The organism is Metabacillus endolithicus, assembly GCF_023078335.1.
GTDB lineage: Bacteria > Bacillota > Bacilli > Bacillales > Bacillaceae > Metabacillus > Metabacillus endolithicus.
In genome coordinates this window covers 2,960,374-2,986,550 of sequence record NZ_CP095550.1, presented here as the reverse complement: position 1 = coordinate 2,986,550, position 26,177 = coordinate 2,960,374, and the positions used below count along the sequence as shown (strand labels likewise).

General features: G+C 38.2%; 18 protein-coding genes and 7 pseudogenes. 2 read left to right on the top strand and 23 right to left on the bottom strand.

The window, feature by feature from the left end; genetic code table 11:
• Positions 1-39 precede the first annotated feature (39 nt).
• The 16 genes and pseudogenes from iolE to MVE64_RS15255 form a co-directional block, all read right to left on the bottom strand.
• Positions 40-936 carry a myo-inosose-2 dehydratase gene (gene iolE, locus MVE64_RS15330; RefSeq protein WP_247339277.1) on the bottom strand — a complete coding sequence of 299 codons (897 nt, stop codon included), beginning with the start codon at positions 934-936 and terminating at the stop codon, positions 40-42.
• Positions 937-949: 13 nt separating this feature from the next.
• A pseudogene (iolD, locus tag MVE64_RS15325) lies at positions 950-2,868 on the bottom strand (3D-(3,5/4)-trihydroxycyclohexane-1,2-dione acylhydrolase (decyclizing)).
• A gap of 113 nt (positions 2,869-2,981) precedes the next feature.
• Positions 2,982-4,445 carry a CoA-acylating methylmalonate-semialdehyde dehydrogenase gene (locus tag MVE64_RS15320; protein WP_247339276.1) on the bottom strand — a complete coding sequence of 488 codons (1,464 nt, stop codon included), beginning with the start codon at positions 4,443-4,445 and terminating at the stop codon, positions 2,982-2,984.
• Between the two features lie 97 nt (positions 4,446-4,542).
• A pseudogene (iolC, locus tag MVE64_RS15315) lies at positions 4,543-5,546 on the bottom strand (5-dehydro-2-deoxygluconokinase).
• A 21-nt stretch (positions 5,547-5,567) separates the two neighbouring features.
• Entirely contained in the window at positions 5,568-6,593 is a 1,026-nt protein-coding gene (iolG, locus tag MVE64_RS15310) for an inositol 2-dehydrogenase (protein ID WP_247339275.1), read from the bottom strand.
• A gap of 160 nt (positions 6,594-6,753) precedes the next feature.
• Positions 6,754-7,770 carry a LacI family DNA-binding transcriptional regulator gene (locus tag MVE64_RS15305; RefSeq protein WP_247339273.1) on the bottom strand — a complete coding sequence of 339 codons (1,017 nt, stop codon included), beginning with the start codon at positions 7,768-7,770 and terminating at the stop codon, positions 6,754-6,756.
• Positions 7,771-7,839: 69 nt separating this feature from the next.
• Positions 7,840-8,607 (bottom strand): annotated as a pseudogene (locus tag MVE64_RS15300) (sugar ABC transporter substrate-binding protein); the annotation flags it as partial.
• On the bottom strand, positions 8,543-8,824 hold the full coding sequence (locus MVE64_RS15295; RefSeq protein ID WP_247339272.1) for a hypothetical protein: 282 nt from the start codon (positions 8,822-8,824) through the stop codon (positions 8,543-8,545). The gene MVE64_RS15295 and the pseudogene MVE64_RS15300, both read right to left, overlap by 65 nt.
• Positions 8,825-8,881: 57 nt before the next feature.
• Positions 8,882-9,876: pseudogene (locus MVE64_RS15290) on the bottom strand (ABC transporter permease).
• A gap of 279 nt (positions 9,877-10,155) precedes the next feature.
• Positions 10,156-10,584: pseudogene (locus MVE64_RS15285) on the bottom strand (ATP-binding cassette domain-containing protein); the annotation flags it as partial.
• A gap of 224 nt (positions 10,585-10,808) precedes the next feature.
• Positions 10,809-11,360: an ATP-binding cassette domain-containing protein gene (locus MVE64_RS15280; RefSeq protein WP_247339271.1), complete on the bottom strand. Its 552-nt coding sequence runs from the start codon at positions 11,358-11,360 to the stop codon at positions 10,809-10,811.
• Positions 11,361-11,565: 205 nt separating this feature from the next.
• Positions 11,566-12,564, bottom strand: coding sequence for an inositol 2-dehydrogenase (gene iolG / locus MVE64_RS15275; protein ID WP_247339268.1), 999 nt, complete (start codon positions 12,562-12,564; stop codon positions 11,566-11,568).
• A complete protein-coding gene (locus MVE64_RS15270; RefSeq protein ID WP_247339266.1) occupies positions 12,564-13,352 on the bottom strand; it encodes a Gfo/Idh/MocA family protein in 789 nt (262 codons plus the stop codon). The genes iolG (MVE64_RS15275) and MVE64_RS15270 overlap by 1 nt, the downstream gene beginning before the upstream one ends.
• On the bottom strand, positions 13,333-13,575 hold the full coding sequence (locus MVE64_RS15265) for a Gfo/Idh/MocA family protein (RefSeq protein ID WP_247339264.1): 243 nt from the start codon (positions 13,573-13,575) through the stop codon (positions 13,333-13,335). Before MVE64_RS15265 ends, MVE64_RS15270 begins: the two co-directional genes overlap by 20 nt.
• Positions 13,576-14,211: 636 nt before the next feature.
• A pseudogene (locus MVE64_RS15260) lies at positions 14,212-15,215 on the bottom strand (tRNA dihydrouridine synthase).
• 243 nt (positions 15,216-15,458) lie between these two features.
• A complete protein-coding gene (locus MVE64_RS15255; RefSeq protein ID WP_247347082.1) occupies positions 15,459-15,899 on the bottom strand; it encodes a DUF4275 family protein in 441 nt (146 codons plus the stop codon).
• Between the two features lie 615 nt (positions 15,900-16,514).
• Here MVE64_RS15255 and MVE64_RS15250 point away from each other — a divergent pair.
• A complete protein-coding gene (locus MVE64_RS15250) occupies positions 16,515-16,802 on the top strand; it encodes a hypothetical protein (RefSeq protein WP_247339263.1) in 288 nt (95 codons plus the stop codon).
• A gap of 447 nt (positions 16,803-17,249) precedes the next feature.
• Here MVE64_RS15250 and rlmD read toward each other — a convergent pair.
• Together rlmD and MVE64_RS15235 are read right to left on the bottom strand one after the other, a co-directional pair.
• Positions 17,250-18,632 (bottom strand): annotated as a pseudogene (gene rlmD / locus MVE64_RS15245) (23S rRNA (uracil(1939)-C(5))-methyltransferase RlmD).
• A gap of 90 nt (positions 18,633-18,722) precedes the next feature.
• Positions 18,723-19,634 (bottom strand): diacylglycerol kinase, encoded by a 912-nt coding sequence (locus MVE64_RS15235; RefSeq protein ID WP_098797688.1) that lies wholly within the window; start codon positions 19,632-19,634, stop codon positions 18,723-18,725.
• 223 nt (positions 19,635-19,857) lie between these two features.
• Here MVE64_RS15235 and MVE64_RS15230 point away from each other — a divergent pair, with 223 nt between their 5' ends.
• Positions 19,858-20,619 carry an AAA family ATPase gene (locus MVE64_RS15230; RefSeq protein WP_247339260.1) on the top strand — a complete coding sequence of 254 codons (762 nt, stop codon included), beginning with the start codon at positions 19,858-19,860 and terminating at the stop codon, positions 20,617-20,619.
• A 37-nt stretch (positions 20,620-20,656) separates the two neighbouring features.
• Here MVE64_RS15230 and gatB read toward each other — a convergent pair whose 3' ends face one another.
• The 5 genes from gatB to putP all read right to left on the bottom strand — a co-directional run bounded on the left by gatB (position 20,657) and on the right by putP (position 26,134).
• The gene (gene gatB / locus MVE64_RS15225; RefSeq protein WP_247339258.1) at positions 20,657-22,087 is read right to left on the bottom strand and encodes an Asp-tRNA(Asn)/Glu-tRNA(Gln) amidotransferase subunit GatB; all 1,431 of its coding nucleotides are present in this window, start codon (positions 22,085-22,087) and stop codon (positions 20,657-20,659) included.
• A gap of 14 nt (positions 22,088-22,101) precedes the next feature.
• Positions 22,102-23,559: an Asp-tRNA(Asn)/Glu-tRNA(Gln) amidotransferase subunit GatA gene (gatA, locus tag MVE64_RS15220; RefSeq protein WP_247339256.1), complete on the bottom strand. Its 1,458-nt coding sequence runs from the start codon at positions 23,557-23,559 to the stop codon at positions 22,102-22,104.
• 13 nt (positions 23,560-23,572) lie between these two features.
• Positions 23,573-23,863, bottom strand: a complete 291-nt coding sequence (gene gatC, locus MVE64_RS15215) for an Asp-tRNA(Asn)/Glu-tRNA(Gln) amidotransferase subunit GatC (RefSeq protein ID WP_098797692.1) — start codon at positions 23,861-23,863, stop codon at positions 23,573-23,575.
• Between the two features lie 303 nt (positions 23,864-24,166).
• Positions 24,167-24,553 (bottom strand): Hsp20/alpha crystallin family protein, encoded by a 387-nt coding sequence (locus MVE64_RS15210; protein ID WP_247339254.1) that lies wholly within the window; start codon positions 24,551-24,553, stop codon positions 24,167-24,169.
• Between the two features lie 117 nt (positions 24,554-24,670).
• On the bottom strand, positions 24,671-26,134 hold the full coding sequence (gene putP / locus MVE64_RS15205) for a sodium/proline symporter PutP (RefSeq protein ID WP_247339253.1): 1,464 nt from the start codon (positions 26,132-26,134) through the stop codon (positions 24,671-24,673).
• Positions 26,135-26,177: the final 43 nt, after the last annotated feature.

Sequence of the window (26,177 nt, the reverse complement as noted above, 5' to 3'; positions counted from 1 at the left end):
TGTACATCTAGCGTACAGGTTTAAGGTGTCTTATTTATTTTACAATCCACAATTCTCACGAATATATTTACGTGCTTTAACGGCATATTCAAAAGGATTAGCAATAGCTGGGTCCTGTTCAGCTTCTACAACAAACCATCCTTCATAATTCGCTTCACTTAGCAGTTTAAAGATAGGTTTAAAATCAATTAGACCATCTCCTGGTACTGTAAATACTCCTTGTTTAACTCCTTGAAGGAAGCTCACCTTTTCATCACGAACCTTCTGAGCTACATCAGCACGAACATCTTTTAAATGAACATGGTGAATACGGTCCATATACTTCGTTAATACCTCTAAATAATCCTCTCCTGAGAAAACTAAATGCCCTGTATCATATAAAAGAGAAACCTTATTTGGATCAGTTCCTTCCATTAGACGAGTAATTTCTTCTGTCGTTTGAACACCAGTCCCCATATGATGATGGTAAACAAGCTTCATTTCTTTTTCAGCTGCAAGGTCACCAAGACGTTGAATTCCATCAAGAAATACCGTCCATTCTTCCTCGGAAAACACTGGTTTATTTTCAAATAAAGCCGTGTCCATTTGACCTTGAATACTGTTGCCTTGTTCGGATACAACGATAACCTTTGCACCCATAGCATGTAAAAAATCACGGTGGACTTTAAAATCCTCAGCTGTTTCTTCAAATGGTTTAGAAGTTAAGAATGAACTAAACCATGCACTGGCAATCTCTAACCCACGAATCGATAAGTATTTATTCAATATTACTGGATCACGCGGATACTTATTTCCCACTTCACTACCGGAAAAGCCTGCTAAAGCCATCTCACTAATACATTGCTCAAATGTCACAGTTCCACCAAGTTCAGGCATATCATCGTTCGTCCAGCCAATTGGTGCTATAGCTAATTTTACTTGACCCTCTTTGAACATATCTGCTTTCCTCCTAGTATGTGCGTGCTTTATCTAGATTGATTTTTTTATCTTCAAATGCTTGTTGGATACTTTCTTTTTCTGAGACTTCTGCTACCCCTACATTCCACCAGGAATCGTAGCCATCGCTCATCGTTTTCGGTAGTACTTTTATATCAATGAGGGTGCTAACGGTTTGATTTTTCGCATCAACCAACGCTGCTTTTAGTTCTTCAAGAGTACGAACGGAATAGGTTTTCACACCATACCCTTCTGCTACTTTTGCAAAATCAATGGTCATGATGTTTCCATCCATCTTACCGGTCTCTGGATTACGTTTTCTAAATTCTGTACCAAAACTTCCCATTCCGTTACCCATTTGAAGATTGTTGATGCAGCCGAAACCTGAGTTATCAAACAATACAACATTGATTTTCTTACCTTCTTGCAAGGAGGTAACAAGCTCTGTATGAAGCATTAAGTAGCTTCCATCCCCAGTCATGGCATAAACTTCACGCTCTGGTTCAGCAAGCTTCACACCAAGTGCGCCAGCAATTTCATAACCCATGCAAGAATAGCCATATTCCATATGATACGTATTACGGGTTTTTGAAACCCACATACGTTGAAGGTCACCCGGAAGACTTCCCGCTGCACCAACAACAATAGCATGATCATCGACAAGGTGGTTGACAAAGCCAAGTACAGATGTTTGTGTTAATTGAGAGCCAAAAACCTCTACATATTCTGGAAGTTTATCATCTAACTGGCCAGCTATTTCTGGCTTAAATCCTTCACCATATTTGATTTCATATAATCGATTCAATTCCCTCTGCCATGCTTGCTTTGCATCTGTAATTTCACTTTCATAAGCCGTTTTGTATGGACCTAGTTCCTCTGAAATTGCATTTAGCCTACTTTTGCATCAGCCACTACCTTTACTGCATCAAGCTTGGCAGCATGGAATTCAGAAATATTGATAGTTAAAACATCTGCTTCGGCAAACAAATGCTTAGAACCGGTTGTAAAATCAGTGAAACGAGTTCCTACCCCTATTATTAAGTCAGCATCCTTTGCAATCTGATTTGCTGCAAGGTTTCCTGTTACTCCAACGCCGCCAAGGTTTAATGGATGGCTGCTTTCCACAGCACTTTTGCCAGCTTGTGTTTCACCAAACGGAATGTTGAACCTCTCTGAGAATTCAACTAATGCATCCGCAGCCTCTGAGTAGCGCACCCCGCCACCTAAAATTAGTAATGGCTTTTTCTTTGATTGAATAAGTTTCACTGCATCTTTAATGCTTTCCAAGGATGGCTGACGGCGTTCAATACGATGAACACGCTTTTCGAAGAAGCTCACCGGGAAATTCCATGCTTCCCCTTGAACATCTTGTGGCAGCCCAATGGTTACCGCACCAGTATCAGCTGGATTTGTTAAGACGCGCATCGCATTCAACATCGCTGACATTAGTTGCTCTGGACGTGAAACGCGGTCCCAATACTTACTTACAGCACGAAACGCATCGTTTGTTGAAATTGATAGATTATGTGTTTGTTCAATTTGCTGTAAAACTGGATCTGGCTGGCGAGTTGCAAACACATCACCAGGTAATAAGAGTACCGGTATATTGTTAGCGGTTGCAGTTGCAGCAGAAGTTACCATGTTTGCAGCTCCTGGTCCTACGGATGAAGTACAAGCCATGATTTGTTTGCGATGCTTTTGTTTTGCAAATGCCATCGCTGCATTTGCCATTCCTTGCTCATTTCGTCCTTGGTAAACCTCAAGGTCTCCTGGGTTTTCTTCAAGTGCTTGACCAAGACCGACCACGTTTCCATGACCAAAAATTGTAAAAATCCCTTTAATAAATCTTTCTTGTTTCCCGTCAAATTCTACATATTGTGCATTTAAAAATCTCACAAGTGCCTGAGCTGTTGTTAAACGAATGCTATTCACAATCTATTCTCCTCTCGATTATGGTGTTGAAGATTTGATGGCCTTTATTTTCACATAATAAAAGGAAGTGGACGAGCTACTTCATCCCACCACTTCCCTTTTTATAGATTCAATTACTTCATGTAACGAGCAGTTAGCATTTTCTTTCTAGTGTAGAATTCAACACCGTCTGTACCATTAGCATGTAGATCTCCATAGAAGGAATCCTTATAGCCAGAGAATGGGAAAAATGCCATTGGGGCTTGAACACCAATGTTGATTCCAAGCATGCCGGAATCTATTGTTTCACGGAATTGACGTACAGCAATTGCGCTATCAGTATATAAGCAAGCACCATTTGCGAAGTTAGAGTTGTTTGCAACGTCAACCGCTTCCGCTAAATCTTTCACACGGACAATCGAAAGAACTGGAGCGAAGATTTCATCCTGCCAAATTTTCATTTCTTGAGTTACATTATCAAAAATTGTTGGTCCAACGAAGTATCCTTTTCCAGTTACTTCTGCATCTTTACGACCATCACGTACAATAGTTGCACCTTGTTCAACTCCAGACTCGATGTAGCCAAGTGTACGAGCTTTGTGGTTTTCACGGATAACCGGTCCTAAGAATACGTCCTCTTCAAGTCCGTTTCCGATCACAATATCATCTGCCGCTTTCTTTAATCTTTCAATTAACTCGTCAGCAATTGACTCTTCTACTGTTACAACTGCAGCTGCCATACAACGCTCACCAGCAGAGCCGAATGCTGCACCGATAATTTGATTTACTGCATTATCAAGATTTGCATCACTTAATACAATAGAGTGGTTTTTTGCACCAGCAAGTGCTTGAACACGCTTAAGGTTAGCGGCTCCTGTTTTATAAACATATTCTGCGACTGGTTGTGAACCTACGAATGAGATAGCTTTAACAAGCTTGTGCTCTAAAAGTCCGTTAACTACGTCATGAGCTCCGTTTACAATGTTAAGAACACCCTTTGGTAGACCAGCTTCTTCAAATAGTTCAGCTAGACGCTGTGCAAGAAGTGGAGTACGCTCAGATGGTTTTAATACGAATGTGTTACCGCAAGCAATTGCAAGCGGGAACATCCAGCATGGAACCATCATTGGGAAGTTGAACGGCGTGATTCCCCCTACAACCCCAACTGGGTAACGATACATACCAGACTCAAGTCCACTCGCGATATCTGGAAGTTGCTTACCCATCATTAAAGTTGGAGCTCCAGCTGCGAATTCAACGCACTCAATCCCACGAAGAACTTCACCTTGTGCTTCTTTGAAGCTTTTTCCGTTTTCGATGGTAACCAATTTAGCAAGCTCATCCCAGTTTTCAACCAAAAGCTGTTGATACTTGAAAAGAATACGAGAACGTTTTGGTACTGCTGTTTGAGACCACGTTTTGAATGCTTCATCTGCTACACGAACAGCCTGATCTACTTCTTCTTTTGTCGAAAGAGGAACAATCGCAATTTCTTCTCCTGTCGCTGGATTATATACGACTTCTCTTTGTTCTGAACTTGAATCTACCCATTCGCCACCAATGTAGTTCTTTAATGTTTTTACTGTTGTTTGTGTCATTTAAAATCTCCCTTTCTATTATTCAAGATAATGTTTGCTTTCAAAATAAAGATAATTTAATGAGAACAAGCCCCAGGTTATTATTTTAGAAATCTGATTACTTAGCTGGTTCGTAAACTGCTGTTTCCATATGTTGGTTTAGCTCTTCATTTGTCGGCATTGCATCAGAACAGCTATGACGTGAGATAACAATAGAAGCAGATGCACTTCCCATCTTCATTGCCTCAGAAACCTCTTTTCCGTTCATCAATCCATAGATGAATGCAGAAGCATATGAATCACCTGCCCCGAATGTTTTAAGGACTTTTGCAGGGAAGATCCCGCTACGGTGAGAGTTACCATCTTTCGTATAACCGATAGAACCTTCCCCTCCGTGTTTGATTACCACAAGGTCAGCTCGGTAAGAGAACCATCGGGATGCTGTATAGGAATCATCAGATTTATCGATATTAAGTAGTTTTTCCATCATATCGAACTCTTCACGAGTACCGATAATCACTTCACATTTTTCAGCAGCCAAGTTGTAGTATACTGCTGTTTCTGCTTCGTCTGTCCAAGAGTAAGGACGGTAGTCAAGGTCAAAGAAGCAAGTCACATTATGTTTGTTTGCATATTCAAGTGCTAAAAATACAGCTTCACGAGATGGACTTTTTGCTAGGGCAGTACCAGAGATTAATAGTGCTTTTGATTGTTTAATATATTCTTCATCTACCTCAGAAGGATGAAGTTTCAAATCTGCTACGTTATCGCGGTACATTAAAATGCTACAATCAGTTGGGCTCTTGATTTCTGTAAATGCAAGCCCAGTAACTGCACCTGTTTTGTCAACTGTTACACCGTTTGTATCAATATTGTTTTCCTCTAAGTAATTTGTGATGAATCGACCCATTTGGTCGTCAGATACTTTTCCAATAAAACCTGTTTCTGACCTAATCTTGCAGAACCGATTGCGATATTAGCAGGTGATCCTCCAACATATTTTGTAAAAGTACTAGTTTCTTCCATTGGCCGGTTTGTTTCATTCGCATTTAAATCGATACATAGGCGCCCAATAGCAATAATATCAAGCAGCCGATTTTGTTCAAACTTAAGCGGGTTCATACTATCCTTCCTTTCGTCCTACTAGTTTGCTACTTTCTCAGTTACTTGTTCTAACGTAACTGGAGCCCCAGTTTCAAGCGATTGTTTTGCAGCTTTTGCAATACGTTCTGCTTGCAAACCATCAAAGCCCGTGCAAGTTAAATCACCATTTTCAAGAATTGCTTTTGCGAACTCAGTTACTTCATCAATATAGGCTTGAGTATAACGTTCAAGGAAGAAGTAAAGCGGTTTCTCTTTTAATACAGATTCAGCAGTAGATACCTCTACATTCGTAGCACGGTTATTATCAGCTTGGGCTGCACCCTTGTCTCCGAAGATTTCTAGGCGCTGATCATACCCATAAACTGCTTGGCGGCTATTATCAATTACCCCAAGTGCACCGTTGGCAAATTTCAAAGTAACAATCGCTGTATCAATATCTCCCGCTTCACCGATAGCTGGGTCAACCAGTACCGCACCATGGGCAGATACCTCTACAACTTCACTCCCCATCACATACCTTGCCATATCGAAATCATGAATCGCCATATCCATGAACAAACCACCTGAAGTTTTTATATAATCAACACCTGGTGGTTGAGGGTCACGTGATGTGATTCTCAAAATATGAGGTATCCCAATCGTTCCATCTTGAACAAGAGAACGAATTTTCTTGAAATTCGGATCGAATCGACGGTTAAAACCTACTTGAAGTTTAACCCCAGCCTTATCGACTTCAGCAAGCGCTTCTTCTGTCTCTTCAACTGAGAAGCTTACTGGTTTTTCACAGAATATGTGCTTACCAGCTGCTGCTGCTTCTTTAATTAGATTTGCGTGCGTAGTTGTAGGTGAACAAATAAACACCGCGTCAATCTCTGGATCATTTAACAAAACCTTGTAATCTGTTGTTAAAACTTCAATTTGCTTCTCTGTTGCCCATGTTTCAAGATGATCAATTACAACATCGGAAACACCTTTTATTTTGATTTCTGGCACTAATTTTAAGTTGTCAACATGTAATCTCCCAATTCTTCCTGCACCAATAATCCCCAAAGTTAACTTTTGCATTTCAACATTTCCTCCTAAGGTAAATAAAGGTTAAGCGTTTTCTCACCTAATATTATATACATGATATATCTATAATAACAAGGGAATTCAGAAAATTCCCCTAAAAAAGTAAAGCGCTTAACCAATTTTTAATAACCAGCCTTATATACTGGTCACTTGCTCAAGATGGTGGTTCTACTTTTATATCCTTTACTGAATGCCGTTCAATCAGTTCTGGAACTAACATAATTCTATGTCCAGGCATTGCTGGGTTTTCAACTGATTTTAATAAATTTTGAATTGCATAATGAGCCAACTCATCGATTGGTTGAGCAATTGTGGTTAATCCCGGGTCGGCCAATTCTGCTTGGATCGTATTATCAAAACCAATTATTGAAATTTTATCTGGGATGGAAACCTGCTTTTTTCTTGATTCATTAGCGAAAATAGTTGCAATTAAATCGGTTCCAGCAAAAACGGCTGTTGGTCTATTTTCCATACCTAATATGATTTGTGCAGCATTTTTCGCATCTTCTATCTTTGATTTAGAATGAATCAATAGGTTTTCATCAAACTCAACTCCTTCTTCCTGAAGGGATTGAATAAAGCCTTGAATCCTCAATCTTCCACTCGTGCGATTAGTCTCTGCAATTACAGCTATATGGTGGTGACCTTTTTCTAATAAGTATCGGCCAGCAAGATATCCTCCTCGAACATCATCCGTTGTTACGACATGTGAAATAAAAGAAGGATGGTCGATAGTGAAAAACAGATGTGGAATTTTTTTACTAGCTAGCTTTTTATACACATTAAGATCTTTTGGCTCCGTTGCAATAATAATACCGTCTACCTGTTTTTTTAACAGAAGCTCCAAATATTCATGCTCCCGTTCTGTTTGGTAATCAGTGCTGCATAATATAATGGCGTAATCAGTTTCCCGTGCACTGTTTTCTAATGCACGGGAAACTTCCGCAAAGAAGGGGTTCGCAATATCTGGGATGAGCACACCGATTGTATACGTTTTCTTCCCAGTTAATGCAGCCGCCACACTACTTGGTTGGTATTCCAATTGTTCCATAATCTTCGTAACCATTTTTCGTGTTTCTTCACTAATTCTGCCAGTATTATTAATCACTTTAGACACAGTTGCAATCGAAACCCCTGCTTTTTTAGCAACATCATATATAGTGGGCTTCATAATCTTCATACTCCTTAAAAGTTAATTCCTTCTTCTATATTAGCATGAAGAATTTTATTTAGGTAACACTTATTCGGAGATGCTCTTTAAGAAGTCTAATTGTTCTTGGGCGTTTTCTTTCGTAATAATGTCAATACCTGCATCGATTCTTTCATCAATTGACTCACCTTTCATTACCTTCAAGGCATTTTCAACACCTTGGTATCCCATGTTATATGGAGATTGAGCAATTGTTCCAGCAAGCTTTCCATCTAAAATTGATTGAACAGCTTCCTCAGTACCATCTGTACCAATTACCTTCACATCCAGATTCTCTGCTTGCACTGCACGCAATACACCAATTGCCATGTCATCGTTAGCAGCAAATACACCTTTTATATCTTTATCATTCTGAAGGATGTTTTCCATTACAGACATTGCCTTTGCTTTATCGCTATCTGCCGGTTGTTCGGCAACTACTTCCATACCTGCTGCTTCAAGAGCTTCTTTCGCACCTTTAATACGCTCATCAGTTGCTGGATTTCCTAAAGCTCCGGAAATAAGTACAACTTTATCTCCTTTTTCAAGCATTGAAGCAAGGAGCTTACCGCCTTCTTGACCTGCTGTAAAGTTTTCTGTTCCAATGAAAGTTGTTTTTCCTTCAAACTCTACATCTGTATCAATCAATAGAACTGGAAGCCCAGAACTTGAAGCATTTTCTAATACCGGGACAACAGTTTCTGGCTGAGAAGGAGCCACTAATATCGCACCCGGTGACTGACTAACCTGATCCTCAAGCATATTGACCTGTTGGATAACTTCTGATTCTGCAGCAGGTCCAACAACAGTTACATCTACACCAAATTCTTCCCCTGCAGCCTTGGCACCCGCTTCTACATACTTCCAATATGGGGTTGGATAAAGTTTTTAATACAACCGAAACAGATTCTCCTCCTCCACCATTGCTGTCACCTGATGAACTTCCACCAGTTTCCCCACTACCTGAACAACCTGCTAATGTCATTGCTGATAGAGCCAATGCAGCTCCGAATAGTTTGAATTTCTTTTTCAACATAGTAATTACCCCCGTTTGATATATTTTAAATTTAATTACTACCTAACTAGAAGACTCTTACTTTCTTTTTTTACGCTGACGTAAAACGTCAACATAAACCGCTGCAATGATGACGACTCCAATTAGCGCCATTTGAGAGTCGGCTGATACATTAAGAAGATTGAGACCATTACGGAGTACAGCAATAATCATAGCTCCTATTAATGTACCTGCTACTGTTCCAACGCCTCCTAAGAAGCTAAATAGCCCACCGATAATAACCGCTGCAATTGCATCTAGCTCATAGGTAACACCAGCGAGTGGGAAGGCAGAGTTCACTCGTCCCACCATAACTAAACCAGCAAGCCCAGCCATGAAACCACTGATGGTGTATACGATAATTAATACTCTGTCTACTTTAATACCAGAAAGTCTTGCAGCTTCAGGGTTACCTCCAATAGCGTAAATATATCGACCTGTCTGTGTTCTTGTTAAAAAAATATGCATGACTACATAAACAAAGATAACCAAGATAAAACTAACTGGGATGGGACCAACAAACTCCCGTCCAACGAATTGAATAATGTATGGGAAACCAGCAATTGGTGCTGCTGCTGTAACAAGTAAAGCAATACCACGTCCGATAAACTGCGTACCTAAAGTTGAAATAAATGGATGTGGTAATCGTAATTTCGTTAAAAGCACACCATTAAGCAATCCGAAGCCGCACCTACAGCAAGACAAACAATAATTCCAAGTACTGGATTTAAGCTCATACTAACTGAGACAATTCCCATGATCATGATGGATACAGCAAGAATAGAACCTACTGATAAATCAATCCCTGCTGTCAGGATTGGAAGAAGCATACCAATCGCAAGGAGCGCATTAATAGAAGATTGTCGTGCAATATTCATTAAGTTATTAACTGTTAAAAACTTATCTGACAAAAAGGTAAGTATTCCTGATAAAAGAATTAATGCTAGTAGTGGTGCTAGTTTAGCTAAGTATGTTTTAATGGTTTTCTTTTCCGTTATGTTTTCCTGCTTTTTATCTACTATAATTTGGCTCATTGCTTCATCCCCCGTAGCCGCTTTCATTATTCTTTCTTGAGAAGCCTCATGAATTGGTAAATTCGCAGTTATTTTCCCTTCGCTCATAACATATACCCTATCGCACATTCCAAGGATTTCTGGAAGATCAGAAGATATCATCATGACGATGGAACCGTTTTCAACAAGTTGATTCATCAAGCGGTACACCTCAACCTTCGCTCCAACATCAATACCCCTTGTCGGTTCGTCGAAGATAAACACTTTCGCCTGTGTACATAGCCATTTTGCAATGACCACTTTCTGCTGGTTACCGCCACTAAAATTGCGTGCATGAAGTTCAATATTATTTGGACGAATTTGTAATTCTTTAATGTATTCTTCTGCCTTCGCTCGAATATCCTTTAAATTAATGAGTTTAGCTTTGTTTTGAAACCCTTTCATATTTGCTAAAGCAATATTGATATCTGCAGCCTGATCTAGTAGAAGCCCTTCACTTTTTCGGTCTTCCGTAATAAAAGCAATCCCTGCATCGATGGCATCACGAGGATTTTTAATTTGGACTTCTTGCCCATCAATCAATATTTTCGCATCCTTATTCCTTGGATCAGCGCCAAAAATAGCTCTTGCAAGCTCTGTTCTTCCCGCACCGACAAGTCCAGAGAACCCAACTATTTCTCCGTAATTAACAGAGAAATTAACTGGTTGTTCCGTTCCCTCTACAAGCATATTTTCAATACGGAATCCTTCTTCTCCAAGTGTAAAAGACTGCTTTGGAAACTTTTCATCTAACGAACGCCCTACCATTAATTCAATCCAATAGTCCGGATCTGTATCTTTTACTGGTAGTGTATCGATTTTATATCCATCTCTTAGAATTGTAATCCTGTTACCCATACGTTTAATTTCCTCTAAACGATGAGAAATAAAAACAATTGCAATCCCTTTTTCAACTAAGCCTCAACGCAGCTGTATAACTGCTCTACTTCTTGAGCACTTAAACTTGAAGTTGGTTCATCCATTATGATTAGTTTTGCATCAAGGGCAAGCGCTTTCGCAATTTCGACAAGCTGCTGCTGGCCAATCCCCAACTCCCCTAGTTCCATTTCTGCAAGCTCTGTTTTTTGACCTAAGAGAGATAAACATCGTTTCGCTTCAGTAATCATCGCTTTTCGATCAAGCATGGAAAACTTTCCACCCTGCTTAAGCTCTCTTCCTAGAAAGATATTTTCATAGACCTTCAGCTCTGGTATAACATTTAGTTCCTGATAAATAGTAGCAATTCCTAAGTTCATTGCATCGATAGGGTTATTGAGCTGGACTTTTTCCCCTTCCCAGTAGATCTCTCCAGCATCCTTTTCATACGCACCAGTTAGTATTTTAATGAAAGTGGACTTCCCAGCACCGTTCTCCCCTAATAAAACATGTACCTCAGCCGCTTTGACATCCAAGTCAATCCCTTTTAATACGTGGTTTGAGCCAAAGCTTTTTTTAATTCCTTTCATTTCGAGAAGGCTCCCTGCATGAGCTACCATGGACAGACCCCTTTCCTTAACTGCCTCTATATAGGCGAAGTAAGCGTTTTCTTATTTTGATTATATCCATTTAGTACCAACACATCAACACTTTTTTGAACTTTTTTTATCTTCTTTTGAAAAAAACATTATAAAAACATCAATTAATTATCACAACTTAACCAATAGTTACCCCTTAAACTTCCACTTTATTGCCTGAATGATAAGATTCCCTAGCTGCATAAGCAATCTCTAATGCCTTTACCCCATCTTCAACCGTCACACGCGGAACTGCTTTTTCTAAAACCACTTTAAAAAAGTCCTCTAATTCAAGTGTGTAGGCATCAGTAAATCTAGTTGGGAAATCTGGCAGGATATCATGTGTATTGCCTGCTTTGGTTAAAATCTGGATATCATGCTGACGAAGGTTTCCAATAAAGATGGACCCTTCTCTCCCAATCACTTCTGCTCGAATGTCATAGCCATAATAAGCATTCCGGCTTGCCTCTACATCTCCAGCTGCACCTGAAGTAAACTCAATATAAGTTAGGGCTTGATCAACATCATTGTATTTCTCCATAAATGGGTATTTTAGCACCTTTCCGTTAGCGCTTACATTTTGTATCTCTGAATTCATTAAATACCGCGCAATATCAAAATCATGAATCGAAACGTCGATAAATAATCCACCACTATGTTTAACAAACGATTCGTGTGGAGCAACTGGGTCACGCGATATCCCACGGAAATATATCGGTTCTCCAATATCACCCGCCGCGATTCTTTTTTTGGCAGCATCATACGCAGGGTCAAATCGTCGCATAAACCCTACTTGGCAAATGGTTTGGTTTTGTTCCATGATTGATTTAATTTCAAGCGACTCTTTCAAATCAATAGTAAGCGGCTTTTCAACAAAAATCGCCTTTCCTGTTTCTGATGCTCTTTTTAACAAGTCAAAATGTGTATTTGTTGGAGACGCAATAACCACCGCTTCAATAGTGTCATCCTGGAAGATCTCATCAGGATTAGTCGTAAATTTAGGTACTTCTAGATCTGCTGCTACCTTTTGTGCCGATTCAAGGTTGACATCACAGATAGAAACAAGTTCTGCATTTCGGCTTTTAGCAACATTTAAAGCATGCCAATATCCTAGTCTCCCAAGTCCAAAAACAGCTGTAAGGACCTTTTTAGTCATTATGCATCCTTCTCCTTTTGATCGATTTTTATCTTCATAGAATTGTTTTGCAACGATTGGTAGGCTTTTTCAAGGTAACGTGCAAGCTGAATTGAGTTTTCTGCATTGTAATCAGGCTGTTTCTTCTCAAGAATGCAATTATGAAAATGTTCGACCTGATTTAAATATTGATCATCCTTCCATCTTTCAAAAAGAATGATATTCCCACCATGATCTTTTACCGTAATTTTCCCAAATTGATCAACAGATACATCTGGTCGAAAAGAAGAGTCAACCGTGATCACTCCTTTAGGTCCAAAGATTTCATATCGATTTGTAAATGGAAGTTCCATTGAAGCAGATACTTCCGCCGTTCTCTTTTGATCATCGATCATCACACAAGTGGAGGTTGTATCAACGCCATATTCCTCAGGTACTTTTCCACTCATTGAAATTTCACAGGCTTTAAAACCAACAATTTGAGTGACTGCATGCAAACCATAACACCCCACATCACGCATTGCACCACCACCCAGTTCACTATTTAGGCGAATATCTCCGGAATTCTCAAGCATCCACGAGAAATGAGATTTTACATGGCGGAATTCTCCAATGATCCCAGACGAAAGCAATTCCTTTGCGCGGGCATGCTGACTATGAAATTGGTACATAAAGGCTTCCATGAACACGACACTATTATCTTCCGATGCTTGTTTCATAGCTTGCATTTCAAATTCAGATAGCGCTGCTGGTTTTTCAAGTAGTACATGCTTTCCATGCTGCATCGCCTTAACAATACCATTCAGCATGAAGTGAGTTTGGTAGTGGAATATATACTGCGTCGATATTCTTATCTTCTAATAATTGTTCATATCTTCTATATGTAACTGGTGCTTTGAATCGCTCTGTCTTGCCTTTACTTTTCGAGGCTACTGCAACTAATTCTGCCTTATCTGATCGTCGTAGTGCTGGGACTAATTCATCATAGGCAATATTTGCTGCACTCAGAATTCCCCATCGGACTTTTCTCATCTTCACACCTCCAATACAAGTTCACAAAATTTTAGTTAAGCGCTTACCTTAAAGATATTATCCTATCAATTTCCAATATTCAATATATATTTTTAATGAAAATAGAATTTTTTTTCGTAATTCTTGTTTTCATTTTTCTTATATAACATTACAAGCATATTACAAAAACTACTTACCTCGTGAATTATTAATTCTACTGAACAAACTACAAAAGTGATTTTCTGGTAGTTAGATGATCTATTTTTTAAATTGTTATAAAAAAACTTAGGCTTACCGCCAAGTCCTAATAGCAAAAGCCTTTATCTTTTCTTATTGAACTATAATCTCATAAATGTTTTCTCTTGGGATATTAGTAAACAGCTATATATATTAAAATTAAGTATTGTAAGAAAGGTTTATCATCACTAGTAGATATGTTAATCTTTTTTTCTCTCTAAACTTTTCATCTATGAAATTTAATACATTATCCAATTGAAGCATCAATAAAGGTAAGAATGTCTGACAAAATAAACAACGGAATCAATTAACACATGATTCCGTTGTTAGGCAATATTTGAATTATTGACGCATTTTGCATAATTTTTTCTTATAGACTGATTGATCATTTAACTACGCTTTACCTTAATTGCGCTAGCTCTACTGCTCTTTCACTCCATCAAAATTTTGTGATTCAAAGCTTTCAAGCAATGCACGCACTTCATCTGTTGATTTCGTATTCATTAATCTATTTCTTAACTCACTTGCCCCTCGAAACCCTTTAACATAGATCTTAAAAAAGCGATGAAGAGCCGTGAACGGACGAAGCTCTAAACCTGAATATTTATCATGAAGATCCATATGCAACCTTAAGAGATCCAGCAATTCCTCACTACTATGTTCTCTCGGTTCTTTCTCGAAGGCAAATGGATTATGGAATATACCTCGTCCAATCATAACACCATCAATACCATATTCCTGAGCAAGCTTTAAGCCAGTTTGATAGTCTGTGATATCTCCATTAATCGTCAAGAGTGTATCTGGAGCCACCTCATCACGAAGCTTCTTAATTTCCGGGATTAGTTCCCAATGAGCAGGTACTTTGCTCATTTCGTCTCTTGTACGCAGATGAATGGAAAGATTGGCAATATCTTGTTTTAAAATATGTGTCAGCCATTCGCGCCATTCGTCTAATTCCGAGAATCCAAGCCTTGTCTTTACACTTACAGGCAATCCCCCTGCTTTTGCAGCTTGTATTAATTCTGCTGCAACATCTGGACGACGAATCAGGCCACTTCCCTTTCCGTGCTGTGTCACATTAGGTACTGGACAACCCATATTGATATCGATTCCCTTAAATCCAAGTTCCGCCATACCAATACTCATTTGCCTAAAGTACTCAGGCTTGTCCCCCCATATATGGGCTACAATCGGTTGTTCATCCTCTGTAAAAGTCAAACGCCCACGAACACTTTTTTCCCCTCTGGGTGACAATAACTCTCCGAATTCGTAAACTCGGTAAAAAACACATCCGGCCTTGCTGCTTCACTCACTACATGACGAAAAACAACATCTGTCACTTCTTCCATTGGTGCTAATATAAAAAATGGTCGTGGTAAGTCACGCCAAAAATTGTCGGTCATCTTAAACTCAAATCCTCTCATAATGGGATGTTTGATTAACCTCTTATCCCAAAATTAAAAAAGCAAATGGTTCTGCTCCTTTAACACTTATACCATGCTTGGGTACTTTTTATCAAATTGATTTGACTTGTTAATTTTTGCTTCTTTATTATTTAGTCTATCCGCTAGGTTTTAGTTGTTTATGTTAATTTCCTTTTATCAAAGTTTGGTGTTAACATCCCGAATTTCTAAAGCACTGTCATCATAATTGCCTACTAATGGAATCTATTGAGCTTTGTCTTTTTTACTGAAATATGGACCGCACCATCCTGTTTCATGAGTTTTTACATAAGTCCAACTAAACTCTTTATCTACTACGTAAATATCCTCTTCATTTACAAAGTCTTCAGCTGTAATAAATGTAGCATTCTCAAGGATAAAAGCATCATCTAAATGCTGATAAAAAACATAACAAGACTTTTTCATCTCTTTATTAAACGCTATATCAGCCTGTTCCTCCTTTAAGCATTTCCTTCTTTCATAACTAAATAAATGCCATAAGTAACCACAAAGGCCATCTTCGTCATAAAGATAAATAGATTCCTTTTCCTTATTACTGAGATGATTGGCAAAGCTTTCTTCCCACTGCTTTCTTAAATATACTCCCCACTTAGGTATTTCTATTACTTTCACTTTTTTACTTCTAATAGATTCCACCATATTCATTATATAATCCAATCTATCACCTACTTTTTATGATAATAAACTCTTTGCTATCTAAGAATTTTTCAATGTAGAACCTGGAAATATTGTTTACCATATATCGAAAGAGGAATGTATCGTTCATATCCGTAAAGACCCGTTGATGAGGATGAGACAAATCTAATGAAAATAACATTTTATTGACAACTTATTAAATCATCACTTTTAGTTACATTTCAAAGAAGAACGTTGCATGCAGGCAGGATTACATCATGCCGCCTGTAAAGTTATCCATAATAAGGGAAAAACAGTGAGGTGTTGCCTTAGTTTCTATATTCAATTACTCTTTGGTCATCTTATGAAATAATTAACAAATATTACATATTTATACATAAAATAAGATGTTAGTCCCATTCTTAACATCTGGACAAATGATATACTGTGAAGTAGTTCAAGAATATTTACAAAGATTTTTATACCAAATTAATAATTTTTATCAAGTTGTGTGTGCTATTAAATCAATGAATAATTTCCGAGTAAATATTTTCAGTATTCTGCTATTTGTTACCGGTCAATGATAATTTATTGAATCTGGCAGTTCTAGCAGAAAGCTAAACTTTCTAAAAGGATGAACATGATATGAAAACAATAATAAATATCCCACTTAAAATTGTTGGTATTTTATTAATAATCTTAGGTCAAGGTATAATAGTAATTACATCAGTTGCCGGTTGGTTAATGTATATTATTACTGCATTTTTATTTTTTTCTGCAATTGCGATGAGCTTTACAGATTTAGATTTAGGTTCTAAAATTGCATTTTGGGTTCTAGCTATAATTTTCGGAGCAATTTCGACTAATATCTATGCATTACCTTTATATCTGGTGAGCGCCGGAAAACACTTGATTGAATTTGATTCAATTTAAATAATAAACTGATTTTAAAATGATGATATCAAGGTAACCGTAATACTTAGTATTGCAAACTTCTAATGGAAAAATGTTTTATCCCTTTGGTACTAATCAATCGAATTGATATAAGAGAAGACGGCACTCCGGTTATACATTACCGATTTGCCGCCCCATCAAAATAATGTCGTGCTACTTCTTGCTTTTCTTCCTTTTTTCTCACTCTTTTTCAGGCTTTTGGGCTTTTTAGGAACCCCTCACACTTTTATTCAAGCATTGATAGGGCCAAGCTTCTATCAGGCTTTTTCCACTTATTTTCAATCGGGCAAAAAGGATGGGATTCTTATTCCCACCCTCTTTGTTCTTTCTTTTCTTCCTGCTTATATCCACACATCTTCCACAAGCAAATTAGAACTTTGTTTTGATATTTCTATCGCTTGTTATGTCGCACAGGTTATTATTGGTTTACATATTCAAAACAAGTTGCGTCACACACTCCACATGCGTCGTATGCGGAAACATATCCACCGGCTGTACCTCAACCGTCTTATATCCACCTAACTCCAACACCTGCAAATCCCTTGCAAGCGTTCCAGGATTACATGAAACATAAACAACCTTCTTCGGCTTCATATCCAAGATTGTCTTCAATAATGCTTCATCACGCCCTTGCGCGGAGGGTCTACTACAATCACGTCTGCCTGATTACCCTGCTTGTACCATTCTGGAATAACAACCTCCGCTTCACCAACCGCAAACTCTGCATTAGCAATGCCATTCAGCTCTGCATTTCGCTTTGCATCCTCTATTGCTTCAGGTACAATTTCCACACCAAAAACATTCTTTGCTTTTTGGGCAAGAAACAATGAAATCGTCCCAATTCCGCAGTAAGCATCGATCACAGATTCTTCACCGGTTAATTCAGCGTATTCCAGTGCTTTTTCATATAGCACCTTTGTTTGCTCTGGGTTTACTTGATAAAAAGAGCGTGCAGATATTGCGAACTTTACGTCGCCAATTTTATCGTAAATATACTCTTCTCCCCAAAGAACATTTGTTTCATCGCCAAAGATGACATTTGTTTTTTTGTTATTAATATTTTGCACAATCGACTTCACTTGTGGTAGTTGATTTGTTATTTCAGTGATAACCTCATTTTTATGTGGAAAGTCAGCCGTTCTTGTTACAAATACAACCATGATTTCTTTTGTCACAAGTCCATAACGAACCATAATATGACGAAGCCAGCCTTTGTGCTTTTCTTCGTTATAAGCACGAATTCCATATCTTTCACAAATGGTTTTCACCGCTTGAACAACGTCATCGTTCTCAGCTTGCTGAATAAGGCATCTTTCCATATCAATGATGTCATGGCTTCTTTTTTGATAAAAACCAGCGACTAGACCACCCTCACGTTCACCTACTGGAACCTGAGCTTTGTTTCGATAATTCCAAGGATTCTCCATGCCTAGAGTCGGATGTACGTTTACTTTGTTTACATCTAATTTGCCTATTCTAGCAAGGACCTGTTCTACTTGTTTTCGTTTAAAATCAAGCTGTCCCTCATAGCTAAGATGCTGAAGCTGGCGAGCCCCCGCATTGAGAATAGATTGGGCAAGGTGCATCAATTCGTTTTTCACTTTGTTCTTGGAGCTCAATTAATCGTCCGATCGCGAAGCCTTTGTTTACTTTGATTACTTTTATTTTTGCTCGTTCATCCGGCAGTGCATTTTCAACAAAGATTGGAAAGCCTTCAACCTTTGCAACACCCGCACCTTCATGCGTTAAGTCTTCAAAGGTCACTTCGTAATATTCATTTTTCATTACAGGTGCTTGAATTTTCGCCATGTTGTTCTTCCTTTTCGTACAAATTATTTCATTCATTTTACCATAACAATTTCAATAAAAAAAACTTGGCTATTGCGCTCTGCCAAGTTCCTATTCTTCCATTTGTCTTACTTTTTCAGCCGACATGATAACATCAATATGCTGATACATGTTGACGAATTCACCCGGTAGCATGCCACCGTATTCACCATCTAAATTCAACTGCATTTTATCTTTGTTTACTACCTTCACCCGATTTGCCTTTGTGTAGATAATATGTTCATCGTTTATATGGTCGCCTCTTAGCGCTAGGCTTGCAATTCGGATGAACTCCGCTAGATTAGCCTTTTTCAAAATAAGAAGGTCAAACATCCCATCATCTAATTTTGAATCAGGTGCAAGCTTCTCAAAGCCACCAACTGAGTTTGTTAGTGAAACAAGAAATAACATGATTTCACCTTGAAAAAGCTTTCCATCATACTCAATCTCTACCTCAGCAGGACGTATGGATGGCAACATTTCCATTCCTTTTAAATAATAAGCCAGCTGCCCTACCATTGTTTTCAGCTTACTCGGAACCTCGTATGTTAGCTCAGTAAGACGACCTCCACCGGCAATATTGATAAAGTAATGGTCATTAACCTTTCCAATATCAATCTTCTTCGGTTCACCTTCTAAGATCACATCTACCGCTGCAATGACATTATTTAATGGAATACCAATCGCCCTTGCAAAGTCATTTGTTGTTCCTACTGGAATAACAGCAAGCTGTGGGCGCTCTTCCAATTCAGCGATCCCATTCACAACCTCGTTGATTGTGCCATCTCCACCTGCTGCAACAATTAAGTCAAAGCCTCGCTCAGATGCTGCCTTTGCCGCTTGTATCGCGTCACCTTCACCTGTTGTTGCATGACAAGAGGTTTCATAGCCAGCTTGTTCAAATTTTTGTAGCACCTCTGGCAAATGTTTTTTAAACAACTCTCTCCCTGAGGTAGGGTTATAAATAATTCTTGCTCTTTTCATTCACACATCATCCTATTTTCAAAGAAATGTATCGATATTTATATAATTTATATTCATTATGATTATGTTCTGTTATCATTGTCTCCCATTTCCAAGCTATCGAAACATGATAACCCAACTACCATTATCACCATGTTTTATATAAAAAGTAAAGTTTTTCATGCTAAATCATTGTAAACTTGTTACAATATAAAGCAATTAAAGCCGGAAAGAAGGGAAATCTATGGATGGATTAAATGATCAATATATACGTCGAATCCAACTAAAAAGAGAGGAAGTTCCTTCATTTAGAAAGTATCCATTTAACCTTCCTAGCGTGAAATCTCTTGATGAGTTAGAGCTTCATCCTCATGTTACTTTTTTAGTTGGAGAAAATGGAATGGGTAAATCTACTCTATTAGAAGCTATTGCCCTTGCAATTGGGTTTAATGCTGAGGGTGGTTCGCTTAACTTTAACTTTTCTACCTATGATTCTCACTCTGAACTAGATCACTACCTTAAGCTAATTAAAGGGACTGTCAAACCTAAAGATAGCTTCTTCCTTCGTGCTGAAAGCTTTTATAACGTGGCTTCAAGTATTGAAGAAATGGATAGAGAAGGTGATGCTCCTCATATTATTGATTCCTTTGGTGGTGTATCCCTTCACGAGCAATCACATGGCGAATCTTTTTTCGCTACCTTTATGAATCGATTTCGCGGACAAGGCATTTATTTGTTGGATGAACCAGAAGCAGCTCTTTCCCCATTGCGTCAGCTATCTATGATCACAAGAATTGATGAGCTCGTCAAAGATCACTCTCAATTTATTATTGCTACCCATTCACCGTTGATTATGGCCTATCCTTCCGCAAAGATTCTTGAATTAACAGAAGAAGGAATCCATGAGACAACACTTGAAAACACCCACCATTATTCAATAATGAAGCAATTTTTCACGAATAAAGAAAGACTTCTTCACCACTTATTTCATGATGATACCAATTAAAAGAGAGATCTACTTTGTTGTAGATCTCTCTTATTTCTTATCTCTTTTGAATTTCTTCCATTAACAGTTTGTTTACCATTGGTGGGTTTGCTTGCCCCTTAGTTGCTTTCATAATTTGCCCAACTAAGAAACCAATGGCTTTTTGTTTACCGTTTTTGAAGTCATCAACAGATTGTGGGTTTGCATCGATAGCTTCGTTTACAAATTTACGTAGAGTTTCATCATCAGAAATTTGTACTAAGCCTTTATCTTTTACAATCTGCTCTGGATCTCCACCGTTTTCGATTAGCTCTTTGAAAACTTGTTTCGCAATTTTTGAAGAAATTGTTCCATTTTCAATGAGTTTAATCATCCCAGCTAAACCTTCTGGTGTGAGAGCTACATCGTTTAGCTCTTTTCCTTCAGCATTTAGATAAGCAGATACTTCACCCATTACCCAGTTTGAAGCTTGTTTTGCTTCAGCACCAACGGCTAATGTTGCTTCAAAGAAATCAGACATTTCTTTTGTCATCGTTAATACTTGAGCATCATATTCAGGTAATCCCAGCTCATCAATATAACGTTTACGACGTGCATCTGGAAGCTCAGGAATAGAAGCACGAATTCTTTCCTTCCACTCATCATCGATGTAAAGCTCAACAAGATCTGGTTCTGGGAAGTAACGGTAATCATCAGAACCTTCTTTTACACGCATTAAGATTGTTTTCTTTGTTGCTTCATCATAACGGCGTGTTTCTTGTTCAATCACACCACCTGAACGAAGAACCTTTTCTTGACGCTTTTCTTCATATTCTAATCCTTTTTGAACGAACGCAAAGGAGTTTAGGTTTTTAAGCTCCGTTTTTGTTCCGAATTCTTCTTGTCCAACAGGACGAAGAGAAATGTTTGCATCACAACGAAGTGAGCCTTCCTCCATTTTACAATCAGAAACCTCCGTATACTGGATGATTGCTTTTAGCTTCTCTAAATAAGCATATGCTTCCTCTGGTGTACGGATATCTGGCTCAGATACGATCTCAATAAGTGGTGTTCCTTGACGGTTTAAGTCAACCAAAGAATAACCATCGTTTGAGTGAATCAATTTACCAGCATCTTCTTCCATATGAATACGAGTAATCCCGATACGTTTTGTTTCACCATTTACTTCAATATCAATCCAGCCGTTTTCACCGATCGGTTTATCAAATTGAGAGATTTGATAAGCTTTTGGATTATCTGGATAAAAGTAGTTTTTACGATCAAATTTTGTTTCAGTCGCAACCTCACAATTTAAAGCCATACAAGCCTTCATTGCAAAATCAACCACTTTTTTATTTAAAACAGGTAAAACACCAGGGTATCCTAGCTCGACCACTGTCGTATTTGTATTTGGTTCTGCACCAAAGTGGTTAGGTGCACTTGAAAAGATTTTTGAATCTGTTTTTAACTCAACGTGAACTTCAAGTCCTATGACCGTTTCATAATCCATTATTTTCTCACCCCTTACAGTTCAGGTTTTGCTTTATGATGATCTGTTGCTTGCTCAAATGCATGTGCAACGCGGTAAACTGTGCTTTCATCAAAATGCTTTCCGATAATTTGTAATCCAAGTGGTAATCCGTTTGATAAGCCACATGGAACAGAGATTCCTGGCACACCTGCTAAGTTAACTGGTATGGTTAAAATATCGTTTGCATACATTGTCATTGGATCTTTGACGTTTTCACCAATTTTAAACGCAGGTGTTGGAGTAGTAGGTCCAATAATTACATCATATTTTTCAAACACATCTTCAAAGTCTTTTTTAATTAATGTACGAACTTTTTGTGCCTTTTTATAATAAGCATCATAGTAACCAGAGCTTAATGCATATGTCCCAAGCATAATACGACGCTTTACTTCATTACCGAAGCCTTCTGCACGGCTTTGCTTATATAATTCAATTAAGTTCTCTGCATTATCTGAACGATGACCATAACGAACACCATCAAAACGAGCTAAGTTGGCAGATGCTTCTGATGAAGATAATAAATAATAAGTCGCAAGTGCATATTTAGAATGTGGTAACGATACCTCTTCCCATGTTGCACCAAGTCCTTCTAATACTTTTAGAGCATCAAGAACAGACTGCTTTACTTCTTCATTTACACCTTCACCTAGATATTCTTTCGGTACAGCGATTTTTAAGCCTTTTACATCACCTGTTAAAGATGAAAGAAAATCTGGTACTTCAACATTTGCTGATGTGGAGTCCATTTCATCAACTCCAGAGATGGCTTGTAAAAGGAATGCGTTGTCTTCAACAGAACGTGTTACAGGTCCAATTTGGTCTAGTGATGACGCAAATGCTACTAACCCAAAACGAGACACACGTCCATATGTAGGTTTTAAGCCAACAACCCCACAAAATGCTGCAGGTTGACGAATGGAACCACCTGTATCAGATCCTAATGAAAACGGAACTTCCCCTGCTGCAACCGCCGCCGCAGAACCACCACTTGATCCGCCTGGAACAGTTTCAAGATTCCATGGATTTCGTGTTGGCTTTATACTAGAGTTTTCTGTTGAAGAGCCCATTGCAAACTCGTCCATATTTAATTTACCAATTGTAACAGCTTCAGCATTTTGAAGATGCTTAACAACTGTTGCATCATAAATAGGATCAAAGTTTTCTAAGATTTTACTTGCACATGTTGTACGTAGGCCTTTCGTAACGATATTATCTTTTACACCAATCGGCATACCAAATAATAACCCGAACTCATTTCGGCTATTTAATGCTTCATCTAACTCTTTCGCATATGTACGTGCTTGATCTTCATTTAGCGCAAGAAACGCACCAACTTTATCGTCAACTTCTTGAATTCGTTTATAAGATTCGTCAACTAAATCAGAAACAGTAATATCTTTTTTATGTAAAAGTTCTTTTAATTCTGATATTTTGTGATCAAAAAGTGCCATGCTTGTCCCTCCCTTATTCTAAGATAGATGGTACACGAATATATCCATCTTCATGATCTGGCGCATTTTTAACAACTTCCTCATTGTCTAAACCTTTTTTCGGAACATCTTCTCTCATCACATTTTTCATGTCTAACACATGTGATGTTGGTTTCACATTTTCTGTATCTACTTCGTTTAACTGCTCAGCAAACGTAATAATGGCATCTAATTGCTTGGCAAAAAGCTCTGCATCATCTTCAGTAATGGCTAAACGTGCTAAATTCGCAACGTGCTTTACTTGATCTGTCGAAATTCTAGACATCTTTCCTCTCACCTCCACAAAATCGTACAATCACAATACTCTGATGATACCAAATGAACATATATTTAATCAACAATTGTAGAGAAAAGCAACCACAGTTGGGGCAAAGTTGTCTCCCCGTATTTTTATTTGCCAATTTATACGATTTATTTGCTGTTTCTTTAAATGTTTTATTTGACGTTTCTTAAGAGTTTTATTTGCTGTTTTATTACTTTTATTAGTCAAATTCCTATATATAATAGTTTTTCGACAAAGTCGCCACGTCACAAACAAACCGCTAGCACCATACTAGCGGCTCCTCAATTATTCAATCTCAATCTTCTTCGGCTTCTTTTTATCTAGCTGAATCTTCAGCAAGCCATGTTTATAACTAGCCTTCATATTTCGTCTCAATACATAATGAGGCAATGATACACTCTGAACTCCACCGACGTTCCTGTCTTGGTGACTTTGTTCTTTTACTTCAATTACCACATCGTCACCCCGGATTTCTACATTAATATCTTCCTTTGGCACACCAGGTAATTCAGCAAGAATGTTGAAGTGTTCAGATGTTTCTTTTACATCAACTGAAAAACATGCTGTTGATGCTGTTTTACGAAACGCATCATCAATGGAATCTAAAAGTGTACGCTTTGGACGACTTTGAAAAAACTCATTGATCATCCTCATCGGATCATTATTCCTCATGGCACACCCCTCCTCAAATCATCATTACTATATCTTATGAAGAATTGAGGAATTTGCCCCTATTAAACAATAACAAAAAGTAGGAGCCTGACTGAGGCCCCTACTTTTTCAAAAAATTTATGCTTTTGCTTGTTCGAACTCTTCTTCAATATCTTTAGAAGGAGCTCCTGTCGCTAAGCTGACAATTAGGACAGCAATCCATGCTAAGATGAAACCTGGTACGATTTCATAAAGACTAAATGAAATAGCCCCTGAAGTCGTTAATTGTTTCCATACTACAACTGTAACTGCTCCTACGATCATTCCAGCCAATGCTCCCCAACGATTCATTCGTTTCCAGAAAAGGGAGAGAATGATTACAGGACCAAATGCAGCGCCAAATCCTGCCCAAGCATAACTTACTAAATCTAATACAGAGCTGTCTGGATTTGAAGCTAGTAAAATAGCAATCAATGCAATAGCCGCAACTGAGATACGACCAACCCATACTAGTTCTTTTTCAGAAGCTTCTTTTCTTAAAATAGCTTTATAGAAATCCTCTGCTACAGCACTTGATGATACTAATAGCTGTGAATCAATTGTACTCATAATAGCAGCTAAGATCGCAGCTAATAGAATACCAGATACCCAAGGATCAAATAGAACTTGTGTGAACATGATGAATACTTGCTCTCCATCTGCAATTGGTGCATCTGCAAAGTAAGCAATACCAGCAAATCCTGTGAAGATTGCTCCGAATAAAGCAAATACCATCCAAACTGTACCGATCATACGTGCTTTTGGTACATCTTTTTTAGAACGTAATGCCATAAAACGAGTTAAGATATGAGGCTGACCAAAGTATCCTAATCCCCATGCAAGTAAAGAAATAATCGCTAATGCTGACATACCAGAAAATGCATCAAGATAAATTGGATCAATTTCACCAACTGAGTTTACTGTTTCACCCCAGCCACCTAGTTTGTTAACTGCAACAATTGGAACAATAATTAATGCTAAGAACATTAGAATTCCTTGAATAAAATCAGTCCAACTTACTGCTAAGAAACCTCCAAGGAATGTGTAAGAAATGATAACAATTGCACCAATCCAAAGTGCTTGTGTATATGATAGGCCGAATGAAGCTTCAAACAACTTCGCTCCCCCAACCATGCCTGATGAAGTATAGAACGTAAAGAATAACAAAATAACTAATGCAGAAATAACACGTAATAGCTTAGAGCCATCTTTAAAACGATTTTCAAAGAAATCTGGAATCGTAATTGAGTCATTCGCAACTTCTGTATACGAACGAAGACGTTTCGCAACGAATTGCCAGTTTAAATAGGCACCAATTGCTAAACCTACTGCAATCCAAATTTGATTCATACCACCAGATGCATACACTGCACCAGGTAAACCTAGTAGTAACCAACTACTCATATCCGATGCACCGGCACTAAGCGCAGCAACACCAGGTCCAAGTCGTCTTCCACCTAAAACATAGTCTGACAGATCACTAGTCATTTTGTACGCAGCGATCCCGATTCCTAACATACCAACTAAATAAATAATAAATGTTACTAAAACACCTGTTTCCACTAATTCCTCACTCCCTTTCAGTAAAGTTTGTAATGATTGATAG